This is a genomic window from Sphingomonas sp. HF-S4, assembly GCF_032911445.1.
GTDB classification, from domain to species: Bacteria; Pseudomonadota; Alphaproteobacteria; order Sphingomonadales; family Sphingomonadaceae; genus Sphingomonas; species Sphingomonas agrestis.
The window spans coordinates 2,964,687-2,982,776 of record NZ_JAWJEJ010000001.1; the positions used below are offsets into that span (position 1 = coordinate 2,964,687).

22 protein-coding genes are annotated in these 18,090 nt (G+C 66.8%); 7 read left to right on the forward strand and 15 right to left on the reverse strand.

The genetic code is table 11. From position 1 onward, the window contains the following. Positions 1–156: 156 nt before the first annotated feature. On the forward strand, positions 157–897 hold the full coding sequence (locus tag RZN05_RS13450) for a 16S rRNA (uracil(1498)-N(3))-methyltransferase (RefSeq protein WP_317227112.1): 741 nt from the start codon (positions 157–159) through the stop codon (positions 895–897). 58 nt (positions 898–955) lie between these two features. Then, entirely contained in the window at positions 956–2,332 is a 1,377-nt protein-coding gene (locus RZN05_RS13455; protein WP_317227113.1) for a glutamate--cysteine ligase, read from the forward strand. Between the two features lie 3 nt (positions 2,333–2,335). On the opposite strand, the gene RZN05_RS13460 is transcribed toward RZN05_RS13455, so the two are convergent. Beyond that, the gene (locus RZN05_RS13460; RefSeq protein ID WP_317227114.1) at positions 2,336–3,616 is read right to left on the reverse strand and encodes a methyltransferase family protein; all 1,281 of its coding nucleotides are present in this window, start codon (positions 3,614–3,616) and stop codon (positions 2,336–2,338) included. 127 nt (positions 3,617–3,743) lie between these two features. On the opposite strand from RZN05_RS13460, the gene RZN05_RS13465 reads away from it, so the two are divergent. From RZN05_RS13465 to RZN05_RS13475, 3 genes are all read left to right on the forward strand, one after another. Next, complete coding sequence (locus RZN05_RS13465) at positions 3,744–5,633, forward strand: M61 family metallopeptidase (protein WP_317227115.1); 1,890 nt, start codon at positions 3,744–3,746, stop codon at positions 5,631–5,633. 34 nt (positions 5,634–5,667) lie between these two features. Next, the gene (ppa, locus tag RZN05_RS13470) at positions 5,668–6,252 is read left to right on the forward strand and encodes an inorganic diphosphatase (protein WP_317227116.1); all 585 of its coding nucleotides are present in this window, start codon (positions 5,668–5,670) and stop codon (positions 6,250–6,252) included. Positions 6,253–6,415: 163 nt separating this feature from the next. Further along, entirely contained in the window at positions 6,416–7,060 is a 645-nt protein-coding gene (locus RZN05_RS13475) for a DUF1345 domain-containing protein (protein WP_317227117.1), read from the forward strand. A gap of 8 nt (positions 7,061–7,068) precedes the next feature. Here RZN05_RS13475 and RZN05_RS13480 read toward each other — a convergent pair whose 3' ends face one another. The 4 genes from RZN05_RS13480 to ispG are packed head-to-tail and all read right to left on the reverse strand — an operon-like array spanning position 7,069 to position 9,970. After that, positions 7,069–7,425, reverse strand: a complete 357-nt coding sequence (locus tag RZN05_RS13480; protein ID WP_317227118.1) for a TfoX/Sxy family protein — start codon at positions 7,423–7,425, stop codon at positions 7,069–7,071. Then, the gene (locus RZN05_RS13485; RefSeq protein ID WP_317227119.1) at positions 7,425–7,901 is read right to left on the reverse strand and encodes a GNAT family N-acetyltransferase; all 477 of its coding nucleotides are present in this window, start codon (positions 7,899–7,901) and stop codon (positions 7,425–7,427) included. Before RZN05_RS13485 ends, RZN05_RS13480 begins: the two co-directional genes overlap by 1 nt. Next, a complete protein-coding gene (locus tag RZN05_RS13490) occupies positions 7,898–8,800 on the reverse strand; it encodes a DMT family transporter (RefSeq protein WP_317227120.1) in 903 nt (300 codons plus the stop codon). Before RZN05_RS13490 ends, RZN05_RS13485 begins: the two co-directional genes overlap by 4 nt. 45 nt (positions 8,801–8,845) lie before the next feature. Continuing rightward, positions 8,846–9,970, reverse strand: coding sequence for a flavodoxin-dependent (E)-4-hydroxy-3-methylbut-2-enyl-diphosphate synthase (gene ispG, locus RZN05_RS13495; RefSeq protein ID WP_317227121.1), 1,125 nt, complete (start codon positions 9,968–9,970; stop codon positions 8,846–8,848). A gap of 90 nt (positions 9,971–10,060) precedes the next feature. Between ispG and RZN05_RS13500 the strand changes: the two genes are divergently transcribed. Continuing rightward, positions 10,061–11,311: an acyltransferase family protein gene (locus RZN05_RS13500; protein WP_317227122.1), complete on the forward strand. Its 1,251-nt coding sequence runs from the start codon at positions 10,061–10,063 to the stop codon at positions 11,309–11,311. Next, on the forward strand, positions 11,308–12,144 hold the full coding sequence (locus RZN05_RS13505; RefSeq protein ID WP_317227123.1) for a S1/P1 nuclease: 837 nt from the start codon (positions 11,308–11,310) through the stop codon (positions 12,142–12,144). The genes RZN05_RS13500 and RZN05_RS13505 overlap by 4 nt, the downstream gene beginning before the upstream one ends. On the opposite strand, the gene RZN05_RS13510 is transcribed toward RZN05_RS13505, so the two are convergent. From RZN05_RS13510 to tolQ, 10 genes are all read right to left on the reverse strand, one after another. Beyond that, complete coding sequence (locus tag RZN05_RS13510) at positions 12,141–12,425, reverse strand: hypothetical protein (protein WP_317227124.1); 285 nt, start codon at positions 12,423–12,425, stop codon at positions 12,141–12,143. The two genes, RZN05_RS13505 and RZN05_RS13510, sit on opposite strands and share 4 nt — an antisense overlap. After that, positions 12,422–12,643, reverse strand: a complete 222-nt coding sequence (locus tag RZN05_RS13515; protein ID WP_317227125.1) for a hypothetical protein — start codon at positions 12,641–12,643, stop codon at positions 12,422–12,424. Before RZN05_RS13515 ends, RZN05_RS13510 begins: the two co-directional genes overlap by 4 nt. Before the next feature lie 27 nt (positions 12,644–12,670). Continuing rightward, positions 12,671–12,850, reverse strand: coding sequence for a hypothetical protein (locus tag RZN05_RS13520; protein ID WP_317227126.1), 180 nt, complete (start codon positions 12,848–12,850; stop codon positions 12,671–12,673). Between the two features lie 40 nt (positions 12,851–12,890). Continuing rightward, the gene (locus tag RZN05_RS13525) at positions 12,891–13,130 is read right to left on the reverse strand and encodes a toxin-antitoxin system HicB family antitoxin (protein WP_317227127.1); all 240 of its coding nucleotides are present in this window, start codon (positions 13,128–13,130) and stop codon (positions 12,891–12,893) included. Continuing rightward, the gene (locus RZN05_RS13530) at positions 13,108–14,013 is read right to left on the reverse strand and encodes an SPFH domain-containing protein (RefSeq protein WP_317227128.1); all 906 of its coding nucleotides are present in this window, start codon (positions 14,011–14,013) and stop codon (positions 13,108–13,110) included. Before RZN05_RS13530 ends, RZN05_RS13525 begins: the two co-directional genes overlap by 23 nt. A 139-nt stretch (positions 14,014–14,152) precedes the next feature. Further along, complete coding sequence (gene pal, locus RZN05_RS13535; RefSeq protein ID WP_317227129.1) at positions 14,153–14,662, reverse strand: peptidoglycan-associated lipoprotein Pal; 510 nt, start codon at positions 14,660–14,662, stop codon at positions 14,153–14,155. Between the two features lie 68 nt (positions 14,663–14,730). Then, positions 14,731–16,062, reverse strand: a complete 1,332-nt coding sequence (tolB, locus tag RZN05_RS13540; RefSeq protein WP_394804824.1) for a Tol-Pal system beta propeller repeat protein TolB — start codon at positions 16,060–16,062, stop codon at positions 14,731–14,733. A 46-nt stretch (positions 16,063–16,108) separates the two neighbouring features. Continuing rightward, on the reverse strand, positions 16,109–16,978 hold the full coding sequence (locus tag RZN05_RS13545; RefSeq protein WP_317227131.1) for a cell envelope biogenesis protein TolA: 870 nt from the start codon (positions 16,976–16,978) through the stop codon (positions 16,109–16,111). Between the two features lie 4 nt (positions 16,979–16,982). After that, a complete protein-coding gene (gene tolR / locus RZN05_RS13550) occupies positions 16,983–17,420 on the reverse strand; it encodes a protein TolR (RefSeq protein WP_317227132.1) in 438 nt (145 codons plus the stop codon). Between the two features lie 3 nt (positions 17,421–17,423). Next, on the reverse strand, positions 17,424–18,083 hold the full coding sequence (gene tolQ, locus RZN05_RS13555) for a protein TolQ (RefSeq protein WP_317227133.1): 660 nt from the start codon (positions 18,081–18,083) through the stop codon (positions 17,424–17,426). Between the last annotated feature and the right edge of the window lie 7 nt (positions 18,084–18,090).

Below are 18,090 nucleotides of genomic sequence, written 5' to 3' on the forward strand. Positions count from 1 at the left end.
CAGATGTCGCTTTCCATGAGGCGCAACACTGTTTCAACGCCACGCAAATTTTGGAATGAAAAAATGCGCAAAGTGCGAAGTTAAGCGCGGCAAATCCTACAGGTCCCCACGCGACTCGGGGGTGACGCCGGCGGCCCCGCGCAGTACGGCTTGGCCATGCCCGCAACCCCCGCCTGGCCGCCGCAGTCCACTCCGCGCCTGTTCGTCGAGACCGAGCTCGCGCCCGGGCCTCTCCGCATCGACGGCCCGCCCGCGCACTATCTCATCCAGGTGATGCGGATGAAGGCCGGCGATCCGGTCAAGCTGTTCGACGATCGCACCGGCGAATGGCTCGGCATCGCCCAGGCAGTGGGCAAGCGCGACCTCGTCCTCGACGTGACCGACAAGCTCCGCGAGCGCGAGCCCGTCCCCGACCTCTGGCTGTGCGCCGCCCCGATCAAGAAGGGCCGGGTCGATTGGGTTGCCGAGAAAGCCTGCGAACTTGGCGTCGCCCGGCTCGCCCCGGTGCTCACCCGCCGCGCGGTGGTCGACAAGCTCAACCTCGATCGGCTGCGCAGCCACATGATCGAGGCCGCCGAGCAATGCGGCCGCACCGCGCTTCCCGAGCTGGTCGAACCCGTCAAGCTGCCCGCGCTGCTGCGCGACTGGCCCGAGGGCCGCACGCTGTTCTTCGCCGACGAGACCGGCGGCACTCCCGCGGCGCAGGCGATGCAGGCGCACAAGGGCCCCGCGGCGATCCTGGTCGGCCCCGAAGGCGGCTTCGATGCCGAGGAGCGCGACGCGATCCGCGCGCACCCCGCCGCGGTCGGGATCGGGCTCGGACCGCGCATCCTGCGCGCCGAAACCGCGGCGGCGGCGGCGGTAAGTCTTTGGATGGCAACGGCCGGGGATTGGTGACCGAACGGTATGAAAATCGCACTGGCGTGGGTCCCCCTGCGCAGCTAAAGGCCCGCGCATGAGCACGAAGACCGTTTCGAACAGCAACGCAGCGGTCATCGAGGACCGTGCCCAGCTCGTCGAGTATTTCGCCCGCGGCGAGAAGCCCGCCGAGCGCTGGAAGATCGGCACCGAGCACGAGAAGTTCGTCTACTGGAAGACGCCGGACCACCGCGCGCCCAGCTATGAGGAACCCGGTGGCATCCACGCGCTGCTGATCGGCCTGACGCAGTTTGGCTGGAAGCCGATCTACGAGGGCGACAACGTCATCGCGCTCTCGGGTCCCGACGGCGCGATCAGCCTCGAGCCCGCCGGCCAGTTCGAGCTGTCAGGCGCCCCGCTCGACAACCTGCATGAGACGTGCGCCGAGACCGGGCGTCACCTCCAACAGGTCAAGGAAGTCGGCGACCGGCTCGGCATCGGCTTCCTCGGCCTCGGCATGTGGCACGACAAGACCCGCGCCGAGCTGCCGATCATGCCCAAGGGCCGCTACGACATCATGCTGCGCCACATGCCGCGCGTCGGCACGCTCGGGCTCGACATGATGCTGCGCACCTGCACGATCCAAGTGAACCTGGATTATGCCAGCGAAGCCGACATGGCCAAGAAGTTCCGCGTCGGGCTCGCGCTGCAGCCGCTGGCGACCGCGTTGTTCGCCAATTCGCCCTTTACCGAGGGCAAGCCCAACGGCTTCCTGAGCTTCCGCAGCCATATCTGGTCGGACACCGATCCGGCACGCACCGGCATGCTGCCCTTCGTGTTCGAGGACGGCTTCGGCTACGAGCGCTACACCGACTACGCGCTCGATGTGCCGATGTACTTCGTCTACCGCGACGGCAAATATATCGACGCCGCCGGGCAGAGCTTCCGCGATTTCCTGCGTGGCGAGCTGCCTGCCTATCCGGGGCAGAAGCCGACGATCGACGATTGGGCCGACCACCTGTCCACTGCCTTCCCCGAAGTGCGGATGAAGCAGTTCCTCGAAATGCGCGGCGCCGATGGCGGGCGCTGGGGCCGGATCTGCGCGCTGCCGGCATTCTGGGTTGGGCTGCTCTACGACGGCGCGGCGCTCGATGCGGCCTGGGACTTGGTCAAGGGCTGGTCGATGGAGCAGCGCGAGGCGCTGCGCAGCGCAGTGCCAAAGCTCGCGCTCGACGCCCCGATTCCTGGCGGCGGCACGCTCAAGGACATCGCTGGCCAAGTGCTCGATATCGCCGCAGCCGGGCTCAACGCCCGCGCGCGCTTCAATGCTTCGGGTGATAACGAGAGCGGCTTCCTCGATCCGCTGCGCGAGATCGTCCGCACCGGCAAGGTGCCGGCGCAGATGCTGCTCGACCGCTTCAACGGCGACTGGGCTGGCGATATCTCGCGGGTCTACGAAGAAGCGAAGTTCTGACGGTTATCTCAGCCGCGCAAACAGCCGCGGCACTACGCCGTTGCGCGCCATCCAGGCCGAATATTCGCGATACGCCGGATCGCCGCCGAGATGCCGCTCCTCGGTCCGCGCCCGCCAGTAATAGACCCCGCTGACGCACGCCATCACCGCGGCGTTGCGCACCGCGTCGTGCCAGCCGGTGGTGGCGAGGAAGGGCATGGTCGAGAGCCACCAGAAGATGTTCTTCGAAAGGTATGCCGGGTGGCGTGACCAGGCATAGGGGCCGTGGGTCAGGATCCCGCGATGCGTGAGATTGGAAAAGCGCAGCCCGAACGCGATCGTCGCCGAGGCATAGATCGCTGTGAGCCCGACCAGCACCGTGCCCATCACCGGCAGCACCCAGGGCGCGCCGCCCAACCAGTACGACCAGTCGGCGCTGCCCTGGTGATAGTCGAGCGGGCCGCCATTCCCCATCAGCAGGAAGGGCGGGTAGCAGATCAGCGCCGCGGTCCAGCCCGCGGCATAGGGGTTGGCGGTGCGAATATGCGCGTCGAGCGGGCGGAAGGTGAGGATGTACCCGGCAGTGGCGAACGCCACGTCTATCACGAACATGAAGGTGACGCAGTACATCGCCAGCTTGACCGGATCGTCGAGCACCGCACGCGGATCGATCGACACGAACTCGGCAAATCCCGGCGGCACGATCGCGACCATGAAGGCGAGGAAGAACGCCTTCACTGCCCAGCTGCGCAGATGATTGAAGATCGCCTCGGCGTCCCAGCCCTCGGCCCCCATCGCCCAGGCGCCGAGCGCCCAGGCGCCGTCGCGCGGCTCGATCAGCTTGCGGTCGAGCCAAAGTACATAGGGCACCGACAGCACGAACAGCGCCGGCGCCGCGACGGTGAAGCATTGCATCGCGAAAGGATAATTGGCGTAGCGCGTGTCCCACCAGACCCGCCCGAGCGCATAGATCGCGGCGATCGCGCCCCATGTCAGCCACAGCCCGGTGAGCTTGGTCACCGAAATATCGAGCGTCTCACGCCAGGGCCGTTTCAGGCTCCAGTCGATGCCGGTGGAGGGATTGCGGTGCACCTTGTCGACGACCAGCGACCACACCACCATCGGCAGCGCGCAGGCGACGACATTGACCAGCGCGGCATAGGGCCCGGCCATGCCGAACCAGTGCGCGGCCAATACCCAGGCGGTCATTCCCGCCAGGCCGGCCAATCCGACGCCACCGCTCACTGCCGAGCGCGGGCGCGGATCGGCCTTGGCGCCACGGGCCAATGCGGGATCGTGATACATGGCCGAAACATCTAGCCCGCAATGGTTAGGGAGCAGTGAAGGATAAGACGCTCCCCGCCCCCTTTACCGCCGCCATTCCAACGGCCTAAGAGCCGCCATCCCTTCCTCCGATGAGGTCGCTCCATCTATGCTCCGTGCGCTTTCCGCCGCCGCCCTGCTCCTTGCCTCCGCCGCACCCGCGCTCGCCCAGGTTTCAGCGCCCCAGCCAGTGCCGATCGAGAACAGCATCCCGGAAGCGCGCGACATCGCCTATCCCGGCACCTTGCTGCTGGACGTTGACGCGACCGATACCCAGCGCGGCATCTTCCGCGTCAAGCAGACGATCCCGGTGGCCAAGAGCGGCCATATGGTGCTGCTCTATCCGAAATGGCTGCCCGGTAAGCACGGCCCCCGCGGTGAGATCGAGAAGCTGACCGGCCTCCAGATCCGCGCCAACGGCAAGGTAGTGCCGTGGAAGCGCGATCCGGTCGATGTGTTCGCCTTCCATATCGACGTGCCGAGCGGCGCGAAGAAGCTCGATCTCGAATTCCAGTTCGCCTCGGCGACCGTCGCCGACCAGGGCCGCATCGTCATGACTCCGGCGATGATGAGCCTGCAGTTCAATTCGATGAGCCTCTATCCGGCGGGCTATTTCGTCCGCCGAATCCCGGTCCAGGCCAAGGTGAAATATCCCGAGGGCTGGTCGGCCGCATCGGGGCTGCCGTCCAAGGCGGTCGGCTCGACCTACACCTATGAGAAGACCAATTACGAAGTGCTGGTCGATTCGCCGGTGGTCGCCGGACGCTATTATCGCGCCTTCCCCTTGAGCCCGCGCGTGACGCTCGACGTGTTCGCCGACAGCCCCGAGGAGCTCGAGGCCAAGCCCGAGCAGATCGAGGCGCACAAGCGCCTCGTCGACCAGGCAGTCAAAGCGATGGGGTCGCAGCAATACGACCAGTATCACTTCCTGCTTTCGATCAGCGACGAGCTCGGCGGGATCGGGCTAGAGCATCACCGCAGCTCCGAGAACGGCGTGAAGCCGGGCTATTTCATCAAGTGGGACGACAACCCGACCGGTCGCAACCTGCTTCCGCACGAATTCACCCATAGCTGGGACGGCAAGTATCGCCGCGGCGCCGATCTGTGGGCGCCCGATTACCGCACCCCCACGCGTGGTTCGCTGCTCTGGGTCTATGAGGGCCAGACTCAATTCTGGGGCTATGTCCTCCAGGCGCGCTCGGGGCTGGTGACCAAGGACAACACGCTCGAATCCTATGCTTCGATCATGGCGAGCCTCGACAACCGCAAGGCACGCGAATGGCGGCCGATGGGCGATACCACCAACGATCCGGTGATCAGCGCCCGCGCACCCAAGGGCTGGGTAAGCTGGCAGCGCTCGGAGGATTATTACAACGAAGGCCTGCTGATCTGGATGGAAGTCGATTCGATCCTGCGCGAGCAGTCGCGCGGCACCAAGTCGATCGACGATTTCGCGCAGGCGTTCTTCAAGGGTCGCGACGGCGACTACGGCCAGGTCACCTACACCTTCGACGACGTCGTCCGCACCCTCAACGCGATCCAACCCTATGACTGGCGCACGCTGCTCGACCAGCGCGTCAACCATGTGTCTTCGCGCGCGCCGCTGAGCGGCTTCGAGCGCAACGGCTATAAATTGGTCTATACCGAGGAGCCCAACAAGGCGACGCCCAAGACCACCGTCGATCTCGCATACTCGCTCGGCCTGACACTGGGTGCCAAGGGCATCACCACCGTCGCCTGGGATAGCCCCGCGTTCGACGCGGGAATCGACCTCGGCGACGAGATCGTCGCGGTCAACGGACGCGGCTATACCGGCGACCGCCTGAAGGACGCCGTCAAGCAGGCCAAGGGCGGCAAGGAGCCGATCAAGCTGCTCCTCAAGAGCGGCGATCGCTACCGCGAAGTCGCCATCGACTATCACGATGGGCTTCGCTATCCGCACCTCGTGAAGACGGCCACGGGAGAGGCTGGCCTCGACAAGTTGCTCCAGCCCCGCTGAGACGGGGCGGGGCGCCAACCAAGCAAGGTCCCTAATGCGCATCGACTTGATTCCGGTGGGCGAGAATCCGCCGCATACCCTGAACGTGATCATCGAAGTCCCGACCGGCGGCGAGCCGGTCAAGTACGAGTTCGACAAGGCCAGCGGCGCGCTGTTCGTCGATCGCATCCTCCACACGCCGATGCGCTATCCGGCGAATTACGGTTTCGTGCCGCATACGCTCTCGCCCGACGGCGATCCGCTCGACGCGCTGGTGATCGCGCGCTCGCCCTTCATCCCGGGCTGCGTCGTCCGCGCGCGCCCGATCGCAGTGCTCAACCTCGAGGACGAGGCAGGCGGCGACGAGAAGCTGGTCTGCGTCCCCGACGACAAGACCTTTCCCTATTATTCGGACATCGAGGAAAAGGACGACCTTCCCAGCATCGTGATGGAGCAGATCGAGCATTTCTTCACCCACTATAAGGACCTGGAGAAGAAGAAGTGGGTGCGCATCGGCACCTGGGGCGGCGCAGAAGATGCGCGCCGGATCACCCTGGAAGCGATCGAGCGCTACAACAGCGACAAGGCGGCGGCGAAGGAATCGGTCGACGCGACCGGCGTCGATACGCCGCAGGGCTGACCCAAGGTCTATTGCTTGACCTGGGCCCCGGCGAAGGCCGGGCCCCAGGTTCGGCGAACGCAGCAGAAATAGCGCCGTCTCTCGAGACCTTTGCACCTGGCCCCGGCCTTCGCCGGAGTACAGTTTGCTTCCACGCGCCTCGATCAGCCTCTAGGCTCGCCCCATGGCCACCCCCACCCCGCCCGGCATCGGCAACCAGATCGCGCCACCGCGCTTCCTGCTGTTCCTCGCAGTTACTGCCGCTGCTTCGCTGGCAGCGATCTCGATGCTGGGCCTGCGCACCGGCGTGATGATCGGCTTCGATGCCGGCGCCACGGTCTTCCTGCTCTCGGCGCTGCCGCTGCTGCGCCACCGCTCGGACGACATGCGCCGCTCGGCAAGCCGCAACGACGCCAACCGACTGCTGCTGCTGTTCCTTACCCTGGCCGTGAGCCTCGTCGTCCTCGTCGCGGTGGCCAGCGAGTTGATGCAGGCGCGGTCGCCCGATGCCCGTTCGATCGGGTTGATCGTCGGCACGCTGGTACTGTGCTGGGTGTTCAGCAATACGATCTACGCGCTGCATTACGCCCATCTCTACTACCGCGCCGACGACGGCGGCGATGCGGGTGGGCTGCAATTCCCCGAAGAGCCCGAGCCCGATTATTGGGACTTCGTCTATTTCGCCTTCTGCCTGGGCATGACCTTCCAGACCAGCGATGTCAGCGTCACCGACCGCGGCATCCGCAAGGTCGTCACGCTGCATTGCCTCGCGGCATTCGTGTTCAACCTTGGCATCGTCGCGTTTACGATCAACGTGCTGGGAGGATAGCGGGAGACCTACCGCTTCTTCGGCTTCTTCTTCGGGGCACGCTGCCCGGCGGCGATGGCCAGCCCAGCCCATTCGCGCAGCGTATCGGCGTCGTCATAAACGTCGTCGGGCGCGCGGCGATAGTTCATCGTGCCGATCCGGCCATTGGCGAATTGATAGGTGAAGCGGTCGCACCCGGCCGCGTCCCAGCGCGCATCGGTCTCGGCATCGGCCTTGAAGCGCAACACGCCATCCGACGTGACGATCGCGAAGGCCGCGCCGTCCAGGTACAACGTCGCGCCGCCCATCATCCGGCGCATCGTCACGCTCCCGGCCGGCTCGAGCGCCTCGCGCACCCAATCGACCAGCCCCTCGTCGAGCGCCATTATAGCCCCGCCAGCCGGGCGAGCGCGTCCCCTGCGACGCGCTGGACGCGCCATTCGTCCATGCCGACGGCGCCCATCGCACGGTAGAATTGGATCGCCGGCTCGTTCCAGTCGAGCACGGACCATTCGAAGCGCCCGCAGCCGCGATCGAGCGCAAGGCCGGCAAGGTGCCGGAGCAGCGCGGTCCCAACGCCCGCCCCGCGCGCCGCAGGCGTGACGTAGAGGTCCTCGAGATAGATCCCGGGCTTCCCGGTCCAAGTCGAGAAGTTCTGGAAGAACAGCGCGAAGCCCACCGCCTCGCCGCCCAGCTCGGCGATCACCGCTTCGGCTGCCGGCCGCTCTCCGAACAGCGCGGCTTCCAGCATGGGCTCGGTCGCCTCGACGGCGTCGGGCTCGCGCTCGAATTCGGCGAGCTCGCGGACCAGCCTCAGGATCAGCGGCACATCGGCGGCGGTGGCGGGACGGATCTGGGTCATGGAAGTACGGTCTCCGCTTCGGGGGCAGCGCCGCGGCCGCCCTGCCTGCGCGCCGCGATCAGACAGCCCGCAACGATCAGCAGCGTGCCCGCGATCGTGGCCGCAGTCAGCTTCTCGCCGAAGATCCACCAGCCCATCAGCGAAGCCCAGATGAACGCCGTATATTCGACCGATACGAGCACCTGCGCTTCGGCGCGAGCATAGGCCCAGGACAGCAGCAGCAGCGAGACGATCGCGAGCAGCGCGGCGGCGCCGATCCCCGGCCAGTGCTCTGCGGCCGGAACCGCGAGCCACCAGGGCGCCGCGAGCCCGAGCAGGCCGAGCACGAACAGGTTCTGGAAGAAGGCGATTTCGAGCGGCCTGGCGAGCTGCGCCTGGTGCCGCGCGACGACGAGGTTGGCGGCATAGACCACCGCCGAGAACAGCACGGCGGCCATGCCCAGCACCGTCTCATGGCTGTGCGTGCCCCCGATGCGCCCTGCGACGACCACTGCCACCCCGCCAAGCCCGATCAGCGATCCCCACAAGGATTGCGCGCCGATGCGCTCCTTGAGGAACAAGGCGGCGAGCCCGAGCGCGATCAGCGGTGCGATGAACGACAAGGCGATCGCCTCGGCAAGCGGCACGCGGACGATTCCCCAGAAGAACGAACTCGCCATCGCCGCGACGAGGATCGACCGGCCGAAATGCACCTTCATCGTGCTGCGTGCCGGGAGCGCGGGCCGCGTGAACGCGTAGAGACCGCCCGTGAGGAGCACGGCGACTCCGATCCGCCAGACCAGCATGTTGTACGCACCGATCTCGATCGACACGGCCTTCATCACCGCGTCCATCACCGCATAAAAGGCAATGCCGAGACACGCCGCGGCGAACGCGGCGGGAACCTGGTTGCGCGCCACGGTCAGCGGATCATGCCGGTATCGAGTCCCCCAGCGGCATGCTTGCTATTCCGCCGCCACGGATGTGGCTTCACTCGCCGCCTCGATCTCCGCTGCCTTGGCCTCAACCAGCTTGACGATGTGCGACACCATGTCGGCGTCCTGGACATGGTGGTCGGTAATCCCCGAGAGGTACACCATGTGCTTGCCGTTGCCGCCGCCGGTGATGCCGATATCGGTTTCGCGCGCCTCGCCGGGTCCGTTGACCACGCAGCCGAGCACCGAGAGGCTCATCGGGGTGCGGATGTGCTGGAGCCGCTCTTCCAGCGCCTGAACGGTGCGGATCACGTCGAAGCCCTGGCGCGCGCAGCTGGGACACGAAACGACGCGAACGCCGCGGTTGCGGATGCCGAGCGCCTTGAGGATCTCGAAGCCTACCCGCACTTCCTCCTCGGGCTCAGCCGAGAGGCTGACGCGGATCGTGTCGCCGATGCCGTACCAGAGCAGACTGCCGATCCCGATCGACGACTTGACCGTCCCGCCAACGAACCCGCCGGCCTCGGTAATGCCCAGGTGCAGCGGGCAATCGACCTGGTCGGCGAGTTGCTGGTACGCGGCAACCGCGAGGAACAGGTCGCTCGCCTTCACCGCGACCTTGAACTCGTGGAAGTCGCGATCCTGAAGCAGCTTGATGTGATCGAGCGCCGACTCGACCAGCGCTTCCGGGCACGGCTCGCCATATTTCTCGAGCAGGTCCTTCTCGAGCGACCCGGCGTTGACCCCGATCCGGATGGCGCAGCCGTTGGCCTTGGCGGCGTTGACGACTTCGTTGACGCGGTCGGCGCTGCCGATGTTTCCGGGGTTGATCCGCAGGCACGCGGCGCCCGCATCGGCCGCCTCGAGCGCGCGCTTGTAGTGGAAATGGATGTCGGCGACGATCGGCACGCGGCTGGCGCGGACGATCTGCTTCAGCGCCGCGGTGCTCTCCACGTCGGGACACGAGACGCGGATGATATCGGCTCCGGCGTCCTCGCAGCGGCGGATCTGGTCGATCGTCGCGCGCGGATCGCTGGTCGCGGTATTGGTCATCGTCTGCACCGTCACCGGCGCGTCGCCGCCGACGGGGACGTTGCCCACCATGATCTGGCGGCTCTGACGGCGCGCGATATCGCGCCAGGGGCGGAGAGACATGGACTTCCTTGCTAACGCTTTGCTTACGCTGGCCGGCATATAGACCTGCCGGCCCCGTCGCGAAAGGCGCGAGTGCCCAAGGAACAGGCTTTGACGGCGCACCGCGCGACTACCCGCAGTCCCCAGGCTTCCCGCCACTATGGGATGGACTGGCTGCGCATCGCCGCGTTCGGGCTGCTGATCGTCTATCATGTCGCGATGGTGTTCGCGCCCTGGGCCTGGGTGATTCACACGCCGCGCGCCTATCCTGCGCTGATCGCGCCGATGGCGTTGCTGACGCCGTGGCGGCTGCCGCTACTGTTCGCCGTCTCGGGCTATGCTTCGCGCAAACTGTTCGATCGCTCGGGCGGGGCACTGCCCTTCGCCCGTTCGCGCGCGTCGCGGCTGCTGGTCCCGCTGGCGTTCGGGATGGCGGTGGTCGTGCCGGTCGAGATGTGGGTGCGGGTGATGGAGATGGGATACCCGCACGCCTACCTCCATTTCTGGGCCGTGGATTACTGGCGGGCGGGCAGCTTCTACGGCCGCGAATTCCCCAGTTGGGAGCATCTCTGGTTCGTCGCCTATCTCGCTGCCTACACGCTGCTGCTCGCCGCTGCGATCGCCTGGCGCGGTTCGGCGGTGCTCGGCTTCCTCGATCGCGCCGCCGACTGGCTGGCACAGGGCATCCGGATGCTCTGGGTGCCGGTCGCCGCGCTGGCGACGCTGCGGCTCGCGCTGCTGTTCGTCGTCGCGGAGCGCCAGGGGCTGGTCAGCGACTGGGGCGGCCACAGCCAGTACCTGCCGATATTCCTGTTCGGCTTCGCACTCGCGGGTGCGCCGCAACTCTGGCCGGCAATAAAGCGAGTCTGGAAGCCGGCGGTCGTACTGGCGGCGGTCGCGGGCGCGGCGATCGTCGCGATCGAGCGCGCCTATCCAGGGACCGCTGTCCCGCCGCACGCAATGATGGCGCTCGATCGCGCCGCACGCGTAGCGATGGCATGGGCGATGATCCTGGTCCTGTTCCACATCGCCGAGACCTGGTGGAACCGCGATCACCGCTGGCGCAAGCCGCTCGCCGAAGCGGTATTCCCCTTTTACATCGTCCACCATCCGGCGATCGTGCTGATCGCCTGGTACAGCCTGCCGCTGGGGCTGGCGCCGCTCACCGAGTTCATGCTGCTGCTGTCCGGTACGCTTGCCACCTGCTTAGCCTTCTATGGACTCGGCAGCCGGATCGGCTGGCTGCGTCCGCTGATCGGCCTGCGCCCACGTCCTCGCGGCCCCTCGCAACCGTTGTGCGCTCCCGATGAATCGTTGGCCCCCTCCCCCTCCGGGAGAGGATTGGGTAAGGCGGAAGCATGATTCGCAAACTTCTCGCGCTGCTGGCGCTAATCGGCTTCGCCACGCCCGCCGCGGCTTATTGGGAATATGGCCACGAGACGGTCGCCGCGATCGCCTATCGCAACGTGACGCCGGCGGTGCGCGCCGAGATCGCCGGGCTGCTCAAGCACCAGGCGCTGCTCGAGACGCCGACCTGCCCGGCGCGGACGATCGAGCAAGCGAGCGTCTGGCCCGATTGCATCAAGGAGCTCGGCCCGCGCTTCAGCTATGCCTATAACTGGCATTATCAGAACGTGAACGTGTGCAAGCCGTTCGACGTCAAGTCGAACTGCCCCGACGGCAATTGCGTATCGGCGCAGATCGAGCGCGCGGCGAAGCTGCTCAAGGATCGGAAAGTGCCGGTGCGCGAGCGGGTGATGGCGCTGGCGTTCCTCGTCCACTTCGTCGGCGACCTCCACCAGCCGCTCCACGCGGGCGACCGCGGCGACCTGGGCGGCAACCGCGCGAAATCCACCTACGGTATCTATTCGACCGAGCGGCTCAACCTCCATTCGATATGGGACGGGCTGCTCGCTGAGCGCGCGATCTCGACTCAGCCTTCGCTGGTGCGGGTCTATTCGGCGCAGGAGCGCGCGGCGATGAACGGCGGCAGCGTCGAGGACTGGAGCAGGGATAGCTGGCAGGTCGCGCGCGACGTCGTTTATGGCAGCGCCTATGGCGATCCCTGCGGGCCGGCGCCGCAGCGCGCGACGCTCGACGAGGCCAAGATCGAGAAGCTGATCGAACCGGCGCGGCAGCAAGTCGTCAAGGGCGGGCTTAGGCTCGCGCGGCTGCTGGAGGAAGCGCTGGGCTAGTCCCTTTCGCCCCACCGCCAGCGCCAGCCGCCATCGGTCTTTTGCCAGCACAGCCAAAGCGCGGCAGCGAACAGCGGCAGGAACAGCAACTGGTAGAGCGCGCTGCGCTCGGTGAGCTTGGCGATCGCGCCCGCGATCAGCATCGTCCCTATCGCCAGCGCCCAGCCCTGCCAGGCCGCCGGCACCACGCCAAAGCCATAGCGCTTCTGGGCGAACCAATAGCCGGGGCGGACGCGGTACCAATCACGGATGCGAGCGGATTCGTCGCGGCGGGACTTCATCCTCCGCGCCCGTCGCGATTGAGCGCGGCGAGGCGGAACAGCGCGACGGCGACCAGCCCGACACAGACCACCCCGGCCACCGCGATTGGCCAATGCGCGCCATGCTCGCGATGGAGCAGTGCTGCGACCAGGAACATCGTCGCCGACGCCAGGCCGAGTAATGTGGCAACCTGCGGGTTGCGGCGGCCACAACGCTTCCTTCCGATCGGGAACATCATATCTTCGCCTCCCTTGTCATCCTCGCCTTACGATACCGCATAACTTTCGAGATAACCGCAGCGCGTGCAGCGCCAGGTCTGGACCGGAATCTTCTGCTTCCCGCGCAGGTTGGTTCCGGTGAACCAACTCCTCACCGGAGCGCCGGCCACCCAGTTGCTCGGGCGACGCCAGCCATGATTCTCGTCCAGGACGAAGCCTTCGGCCATCGAACCCGGGCATTTGGGGCATTTGTTCGATCGCATGGGTCTACTCGCTTTGCTTGGGCGGCCGGCCGCGCCGGGCGCGGACCGGTTCCGCCAGTTTGACCCCGCGGCGTCCCAGCGCCTCGCGCAGGAGGCACTCGACCTGGGCGTTGACGCTGCGCAGGTCGCTTGCCGCGCAGCGCTCGATCGCTGCGTAAAGCGCGGGATCGAGGCGCAGCGGGAACGCCTTTTTGGAGGGGGTATCCGACACGCGCCCTTCCCTACTGGTACAGCGAACCTGCATTGACGACCGGCTGGGTATCGCGCTCGCCGCACAGCACCACCATCAGGTTCGACACCATCGCCGCGCGCCGCTCGTCGTCGAGCTCGACGACGTTCTTGGCCGAGAGCTGGTCGAGCGCCATCTCGACCATGCCGACCGCGCCTTCGACCAGCGTCTGCCGCGCGGCGACCACGGCCTGGGCCTGCTGGCGGCGCAGCATCGCGCCGGCGATCTCCTGTGCGTACGCCAGGTGCGTGAAGCCGCATTCGTCGACGGTTATCCCGGCGACTGCGAGCCGCGCGATCAGTTCGGCGCGCAATTCGGTGCCGACCTGCTCGTGATTGCCGCGCAGCGTCACTTCCTGATGCTCGAAATCGTCATAGGGATAGCGCGATCCGATCGTGCGCACCGCCGCCTCGATCTGGACGTTCACGAACGCCTTGTAGTCATCGACATCGAACAGGGCTTGCGCGCTGTCGGTGACGCGCCACACGACCTGCGCCGCCATCTCGATCGGGTTGCCGCGCAGATCGTTGACCTTGATCCGCTCGGAAATGATGTTGTTCGCGCGCACCGAGACGCGCTTCTTGGTCATCCACGGCCAGGTCCAGCGCAGCCCGGTGGTGCGATCGGTGCCGCGATAGTCGCCGAACAGCGTGATCACCGTCGCCTGGTTGGGCTGGAGCAAGTAGAAACCGACGACGACGAAGAGGAATACCGCGCTCGACACGAATATGCCCGATACGACGATCGCGTCCGCCATCCGGTCGATCTGGCTGATCGACACACCCACGCCGCCGATCGCCAGCAGCAGCACGAGCAGCATGCCATAGCCACTCGCGGTATGCGCCGCGCGCTCGCTGCTCTGCCGCAATGCGGGCGCCGCGCCTCGAATGTCCGTCATCTGTGCCTCCCGTTTAATATGATATCACTTTTATATCGCATTACGGGCTGATGCAAGGCCGAATCGAATGCCGAACACCAGACACGCGAACGCCGCCGGCCCGAGGGGCCGACGGCGTCGCCATACCCTTGATGGGCAGTCAGTTGATGACGACAGTCACCGCGCGGCGGTTCTGCGCCCAGCTGGCTTCGTCGGAACCGAGCGCCAGCGGGCGCTCCTTGCCGTAGCTGATCGTGGTGATGCGCGTCGGCGAGACGCCGCGCGCCGCGAGATAGTTCTTCGCGGCGTTGGCGCGACGATCGCCCAGGCCGAGATTATACTCGCGGGTGCCGCGCTCGTCGGCATGGCCTTCGAGCGTCACGCGCGCCTCGGCATGCGCGGTCAGCCAGGCGGCCTGGCTGTCGAGGATCGAGCGCGCCTGCGAATCGATGTCGTACTGGTCGAGCGCGAAATTGACCGTGTCGCTGGTGACTTCGCGCTTGAACTGCTCGTTGAGGCGTCCGGCGATCGTGTCGCTGCTCTCGCCGCCTTCGACGGGCGGTGCGGTCTCGGTCGGGGTCGGCGGCAATTCGGGGGGACGCTTCTTGGCGCAGCCCGCGGTGGCGACAAGCGCCAGGCCCAGGACCAGGCTGGTCGTCATCTTGGCCATCGTCATTTTCCTCCTCTAGTCGTGATTTCGTGCAACCCGATTGCGGAACCCTCCGCATTCGTAACGTTTCAGGGACGAATCGGTCCCCAGCTCGGATCCGAGCCGTCGAGCGGCGTCGGAATCTTGCGGGCATTGACGCCGGTGAGATCGACCGACCACAAATCGGGCTTGCCGCTGCCCTGCGACGCGCGGAAGAACATCAGTACGCGGCCGTTGGGCGACCAGGTCGGGCCTTCGTCGCCCCAGGCGTTGGTCAGCAGCTTCTCGCCGCCGCCGCTCGAGTTCATGATGCCGATGCGGAATGCGCCGCCGCCGGTGCGCGTGAAGGCGATCAGGTCGCCGCGCGGGCTCCAGACCGGGGTGGCGTAGCGCCCGCCGCCGAAGCTGATCCGGCGCTGGTTCGAACCATCGCTGTTCATGACATAGAGCTGCTGGGTGCCGCCGCGGTCGCTCTCGAACACGATCTTCGATCCGTCGGGCGAATAGCTGCCGCCGGTGTCGATGCCCGGCGTGTTGGTCAGCCGCTGGGGCGATCCGCCGCTCACGGCGATGCGGTAGATGTCGGTATTGCCTGCCACCGACATCGAGAACAGGATGTTGCGCCCGTCCGGCGAGAAATGCGGCGCGAAATTCTGGCTGACATTATCGACCAGGCGCCGGTTGGTCCGCGCGCTCATGTCGTAGATCCAGATCGACGGGCGGCGATTCTCGTAGCTCATGTATACGATCGCGTTCTGCTTGGGAGACATGCGCGGGGTGAGCACGATGTTCTGGCCGTTGGTCAGGAAGCGGTGGTTGGCGCCGTCCTGGTCCATGATCGCGATCTGCTTGCGGCGCTTCCCCTTGGGCCCCTGCTCGGCGACATAGACGATCTGGCTGTCGAAATAGGGGCCTTCGCCGGTGAGGCGCGTGTAGATCGCGTCGGAGCATTTGTGCGCGGCGCGGCGCCAGTCGCCGGGCGATACGACGAAGCCCTGACGGACGAGTTCGGTCTGTGCAGCGAGATCGTAGAGATAACAGCCGATCGTCAGCGTGCCGTTGCCGTTGGCGCGGACATAGCCCTGGACCAGCGCCTGGCCGCTGCTCCAGCCGGCGTAATTGGGCGTCGTGACTTCGGAATAGGCGATGCCACGCGTGGCGCCGGGGCCGAGCGTCTTGAACAGCCCGGTGTTGCGGAGATCGTCATCGACGATTTGCGCCAACTTCCGCCCGAGTTCGTCGGTCGAGCCTGCCGGGGTCGAAGCGACCGCCGACGTGGGCATCGCCGGGATCAGGATCGGCAGCGGCGCGGACATGCCACCCTCGACATCGACGACGAGGCCGCCGGACTGGTCGTCCTGCGGCGCGGCGATCGGCGGCGGGGTGACCTGCGCATGGGCAATGCCGGCGGAGGTGGCCATCAGCGTGGCCAGCGCGATCTTGAAGGTTCGCATCGTCTCCAGTTCCTCAGCTTGTCAGTCGGTATCGAAGGGTGAAGCTCTTCCAGCCATTGGGCACGTCGTAGAGCTCGGCCGGCAGTCCGCGCAGCGGCGAGCAGGCGGCGAAGATCGCGCGCACCGCATCGTCAACGCGCTCGACATAACGGCGGTTCGCATCATCAACGCCGGTATGGCCCATGATCCGCGGCGGGCCGGCCAGCGACCCGTCCTTGTTGATCCGCAGGTTGACCGTGACGCGGATCTGATCGGCGCCCGGGCCCGGATTGACCTGGCGATTGGCGCAGGGCTGGACTTGGCGCTGGATCGCCGAGCCGATATCGGCGGCAGCCTTGCCAGTCATCGTCGCGGGCGGCGTCGTCGCGGTGCCGTTGTTACGATTGTTGGTGCGCCCGAGATCGAGCCCGTCAAGATTGCCGGTCGGGCGAACATCGCGGCGCGGCGGCTGCCCCGGGTTGGACTTCGGAGCCGCGGATGCCGTCTTCGCGGGCGGTGCCGGCTTGGACGGCGGCGCGGGCTTGGACGGCGGCGCGGGCTTGGCGGGTGGCGACGGCTTTGGCTTTTCCGCGGGTGCCGGCGCAGGCTTGGGCGGGGCGGGCTGCGGCCGGGGGGCCGGCTCGGGCTCCGAGACCGGCTCGGGCGGTGCGCTATCGGGCTCGACCGGGGCTTCGACCGGGGATTTCTTCGCCGCCTCTGTCTCGCTGCTGATCACCGGCGCGGCGCTTTCGAGCGCAACGTCCTCGGCGAAGGACACCGCGATCGGCGTGCTGACCAGCTTGTCGGGATTGGGCGACATCGCGGGCGACAGCAGCACGAACAGCCCGACATGAAGGACTGCCGCGACGCCCAAGCCCACGCCTTCGGAACGTGTCAGCGCCATCGCGTCACTTGCTCGCGGCGTTGGTCAGCAACGCGACGCTGTTGAGCCCGGCGCGGTTGAGCTCGCCCATCACGCGCATGACCTTGCCGTATCCAAGCCCCTGATCGGCGCGCAGGTAGATTTGCGGCGGCTTGCCGTCGGCACCCTTCCGCGCGGCGACCTGTTCGAGCATGCCGGGCAGCCCGGCATCATCGACCGGCTCGTCGTCGACGAACACCTGGCCCTTGTCGTCGATCGCGATCTGGACGGGCTTCTGCTCCTGGTCGAGCGCCCTGGCGCGGCTCTCGGGCAGGTTCACCGGCACGCCCGCGGTGAGCAGCGGCGCGGTGACCATGAAGATGATGAGCAGCACGAGCATGACGTCGACCAGCGGCGTCACGTTGATCTCGGCCATCGGCGCGCGGCGCCCGCGGCCTCGATTGGAGGGAAGATGCATCGCCACGGCTTAGGCTTCCATCTCCAGGCGGCGGCTTAGCGTCGCGTGGAAGCCGTCGGCGAAGCGATTGAGTCGCTGCTCGACGCGGTTGATCGCGTGGCTGTAGCGATTGTACGCGATCACTGCGGGAATCGCCGCGAACAGGCCGATCGCGGTGGCGAACAGCGCCTCGGCGATGCCCGGCGCGACCACCGCGAGCGACGAATTCTGCTCGGCGGCGATGCTGGTGAAGCTGCGCATGATCCCCCAGACCGTGCCGAACAGCCCGACGAACGGCGCGACCGAGCCGACCGTGGCGAGGAAGTTCAGCCGATCGGCGAGGCGATCGATTTCCTGCGCGACCGCCGCCCCCATCGCGGTGGCAAGCCGGTCGCGCGTGCCACCGCGGTCGATCGATTTGCCGGTGGTCGAGCGGCGCCATTCGGTGACGCCCGCCGCGAACACGCGCGAGATCGGCTGGTCGCTCGCGGCGCTGCGGCGGTGGAACTCGTCGATATCGTCGGCCTCGCGATATTCGGTCTCGAACGCGACGATACCCTTCTTCACCGCGCTGACGCGGAAGCCGAAGCTGAGGATGATCGCCCAGGTCCACAGGCTGGCAAGCAGCAGGCCGATCATCACGCCGCGGACCACCCAGTCCGCCTGGAGGAACAGGCCAATGGGCGACATGGTCGCG

Excerpts from the sequence above, each read along its gene's own strand:
- RZN05_RS13450 (WP_317227112.1), top strand. The coding sequence starts at position 157 with ATGCCCGCAACCCCCGCCTGGCCGCCGCAGTCCACTCCGCGCCTGTTC.
- RZN05_RS13455 (WP_317227113.1), top strand. The coding sequence starts at position 956 with ATGAGCACGAAGACCGTTTCGAACAGCAACGCAGCGGTCATCGAGGAC.
- RZN05_RS13460 (WP_317227114.1), bottom strand. The coding sequence starts at position 3,616 with ATGTATCACGATCCCGCATTGGCCCGTGGCGCCAAGGCCGATCCGCGC.
- RZN05_RS13465 (WP_317227115.1), top strand. The coding sequence starts at position 3,744 with ATGCTCCGTGCGCTTTCCGCCGCCGCCCTGCTCCTTGCCTCCGCCGCA.
- ppa (WP_317227116.1), top strand. The coding sequence starts at position 5,668 with ATGCGCATCGACTTGATTCCGGTGGGCGAGAATCCGCCGCATACCCTG.
- RZN05_RS13475 (WP_317227117.1), top strand. The coding sequence starts at position 6,416 with ATGGCCACCCCCACCCCGCCCGGCATCGGCAACCAGATCGCGCCACCG.
- RZN05_RS13480 (WP_317227118.1), bottom strand. The coding sequence starts at position 7,425 with ATGGCGCTCGACGAGGGGCTGGTCGATTGGGTGCGCGAGGCGCTCGAG.
- RZN05_RS13485 (WP_317227119.1), bottom strand. The coding sequence starts at position 7,901 with ATGACCCAGATCCGTCCCGCCACCGCCGCCGATGTGCCGCTGATCCTG.
- ispG (WP_317227121.1), bottom strand. The coding sequence starts at position 9,970 with ATGTCTCTCCGCCCCTGGCGCGATATCGCGCGCCGTCAGAGCCGCCAG.
- RZN05_RS13505 (WP_317227123.1), top strand. The coding sequence starts at position 11,308 with ATGATTCGCAAACTTCTCGCGCTGCTGGCGCTAATCGGCTTCGCCACG.
- RZN05_RS13510 (WP_317227124.1), bottom strand. The coding sequence starts at position 12,425 with ATGAAGTCCCGCCGCGACGAATCCGCTCGCATCCGTGATTGGTACCGC.
- RZN05_RS13515 (WP_317227125.1), bottom strand. The coding sequence starts at position 12,643 with ATGATGTTCCCGATCGGAAGGAAGCGTTGTGGCCGCCGCAACCCGCAG.
- RZN05_RS13520 (WP_317227126.1), bottom strand. The coding sequence starts at position 12,850 with ATGGCCGAAGGCTTCGTCCTGGACGAGAATCATGGCTGGCGTCGCCCG.
- RZN05_RS13525 (WP_317227127.1), bottom strand. The coding sequence starts at position 13,130 with ATGCAGGTTCGCTGTACCAGTAGGGAAGGGCGCGTGTCGGATACCCCC.
- RZN05_RS13530 (WP_317227128.1), bottom strand. The coding sequence starts at position 14,013 with ATGACGGACATTCGAGGCGCGGCGCCCGCATTGCGGCAGAGCAGCGAG.
- pal (WP_317227129.1), bottom strand. The coding sequence starts at position 14,662 with ATGGCCAAGATGACGACCAGCCTGGTCCTGGGCCTGGCGCTTGTCGCC.
- tolB (WP_394804824.1), bottom strand. The coding sequence starts at position 16,062 with ATGGCCACCTCCGCCGGCATTGCCCATGCGCAGGTCACCCCGCCGCCG.
- RZN05_RS13545 (WP_317227131.1), bottom strand. The coding sequence starts at position 16,978 with ATGGCGCTGACACGTTCCGAAGGCGTGGGCTTGGGCGTCGCGGCAGTC.
- tolQ (WP_317227133.1), bottom strand. The coding sequence starts at position 18,083 with ATGTCGCCCATTGGCCTGTTCCTCCAGGCGGACTGGGTGGTCCGCGGC.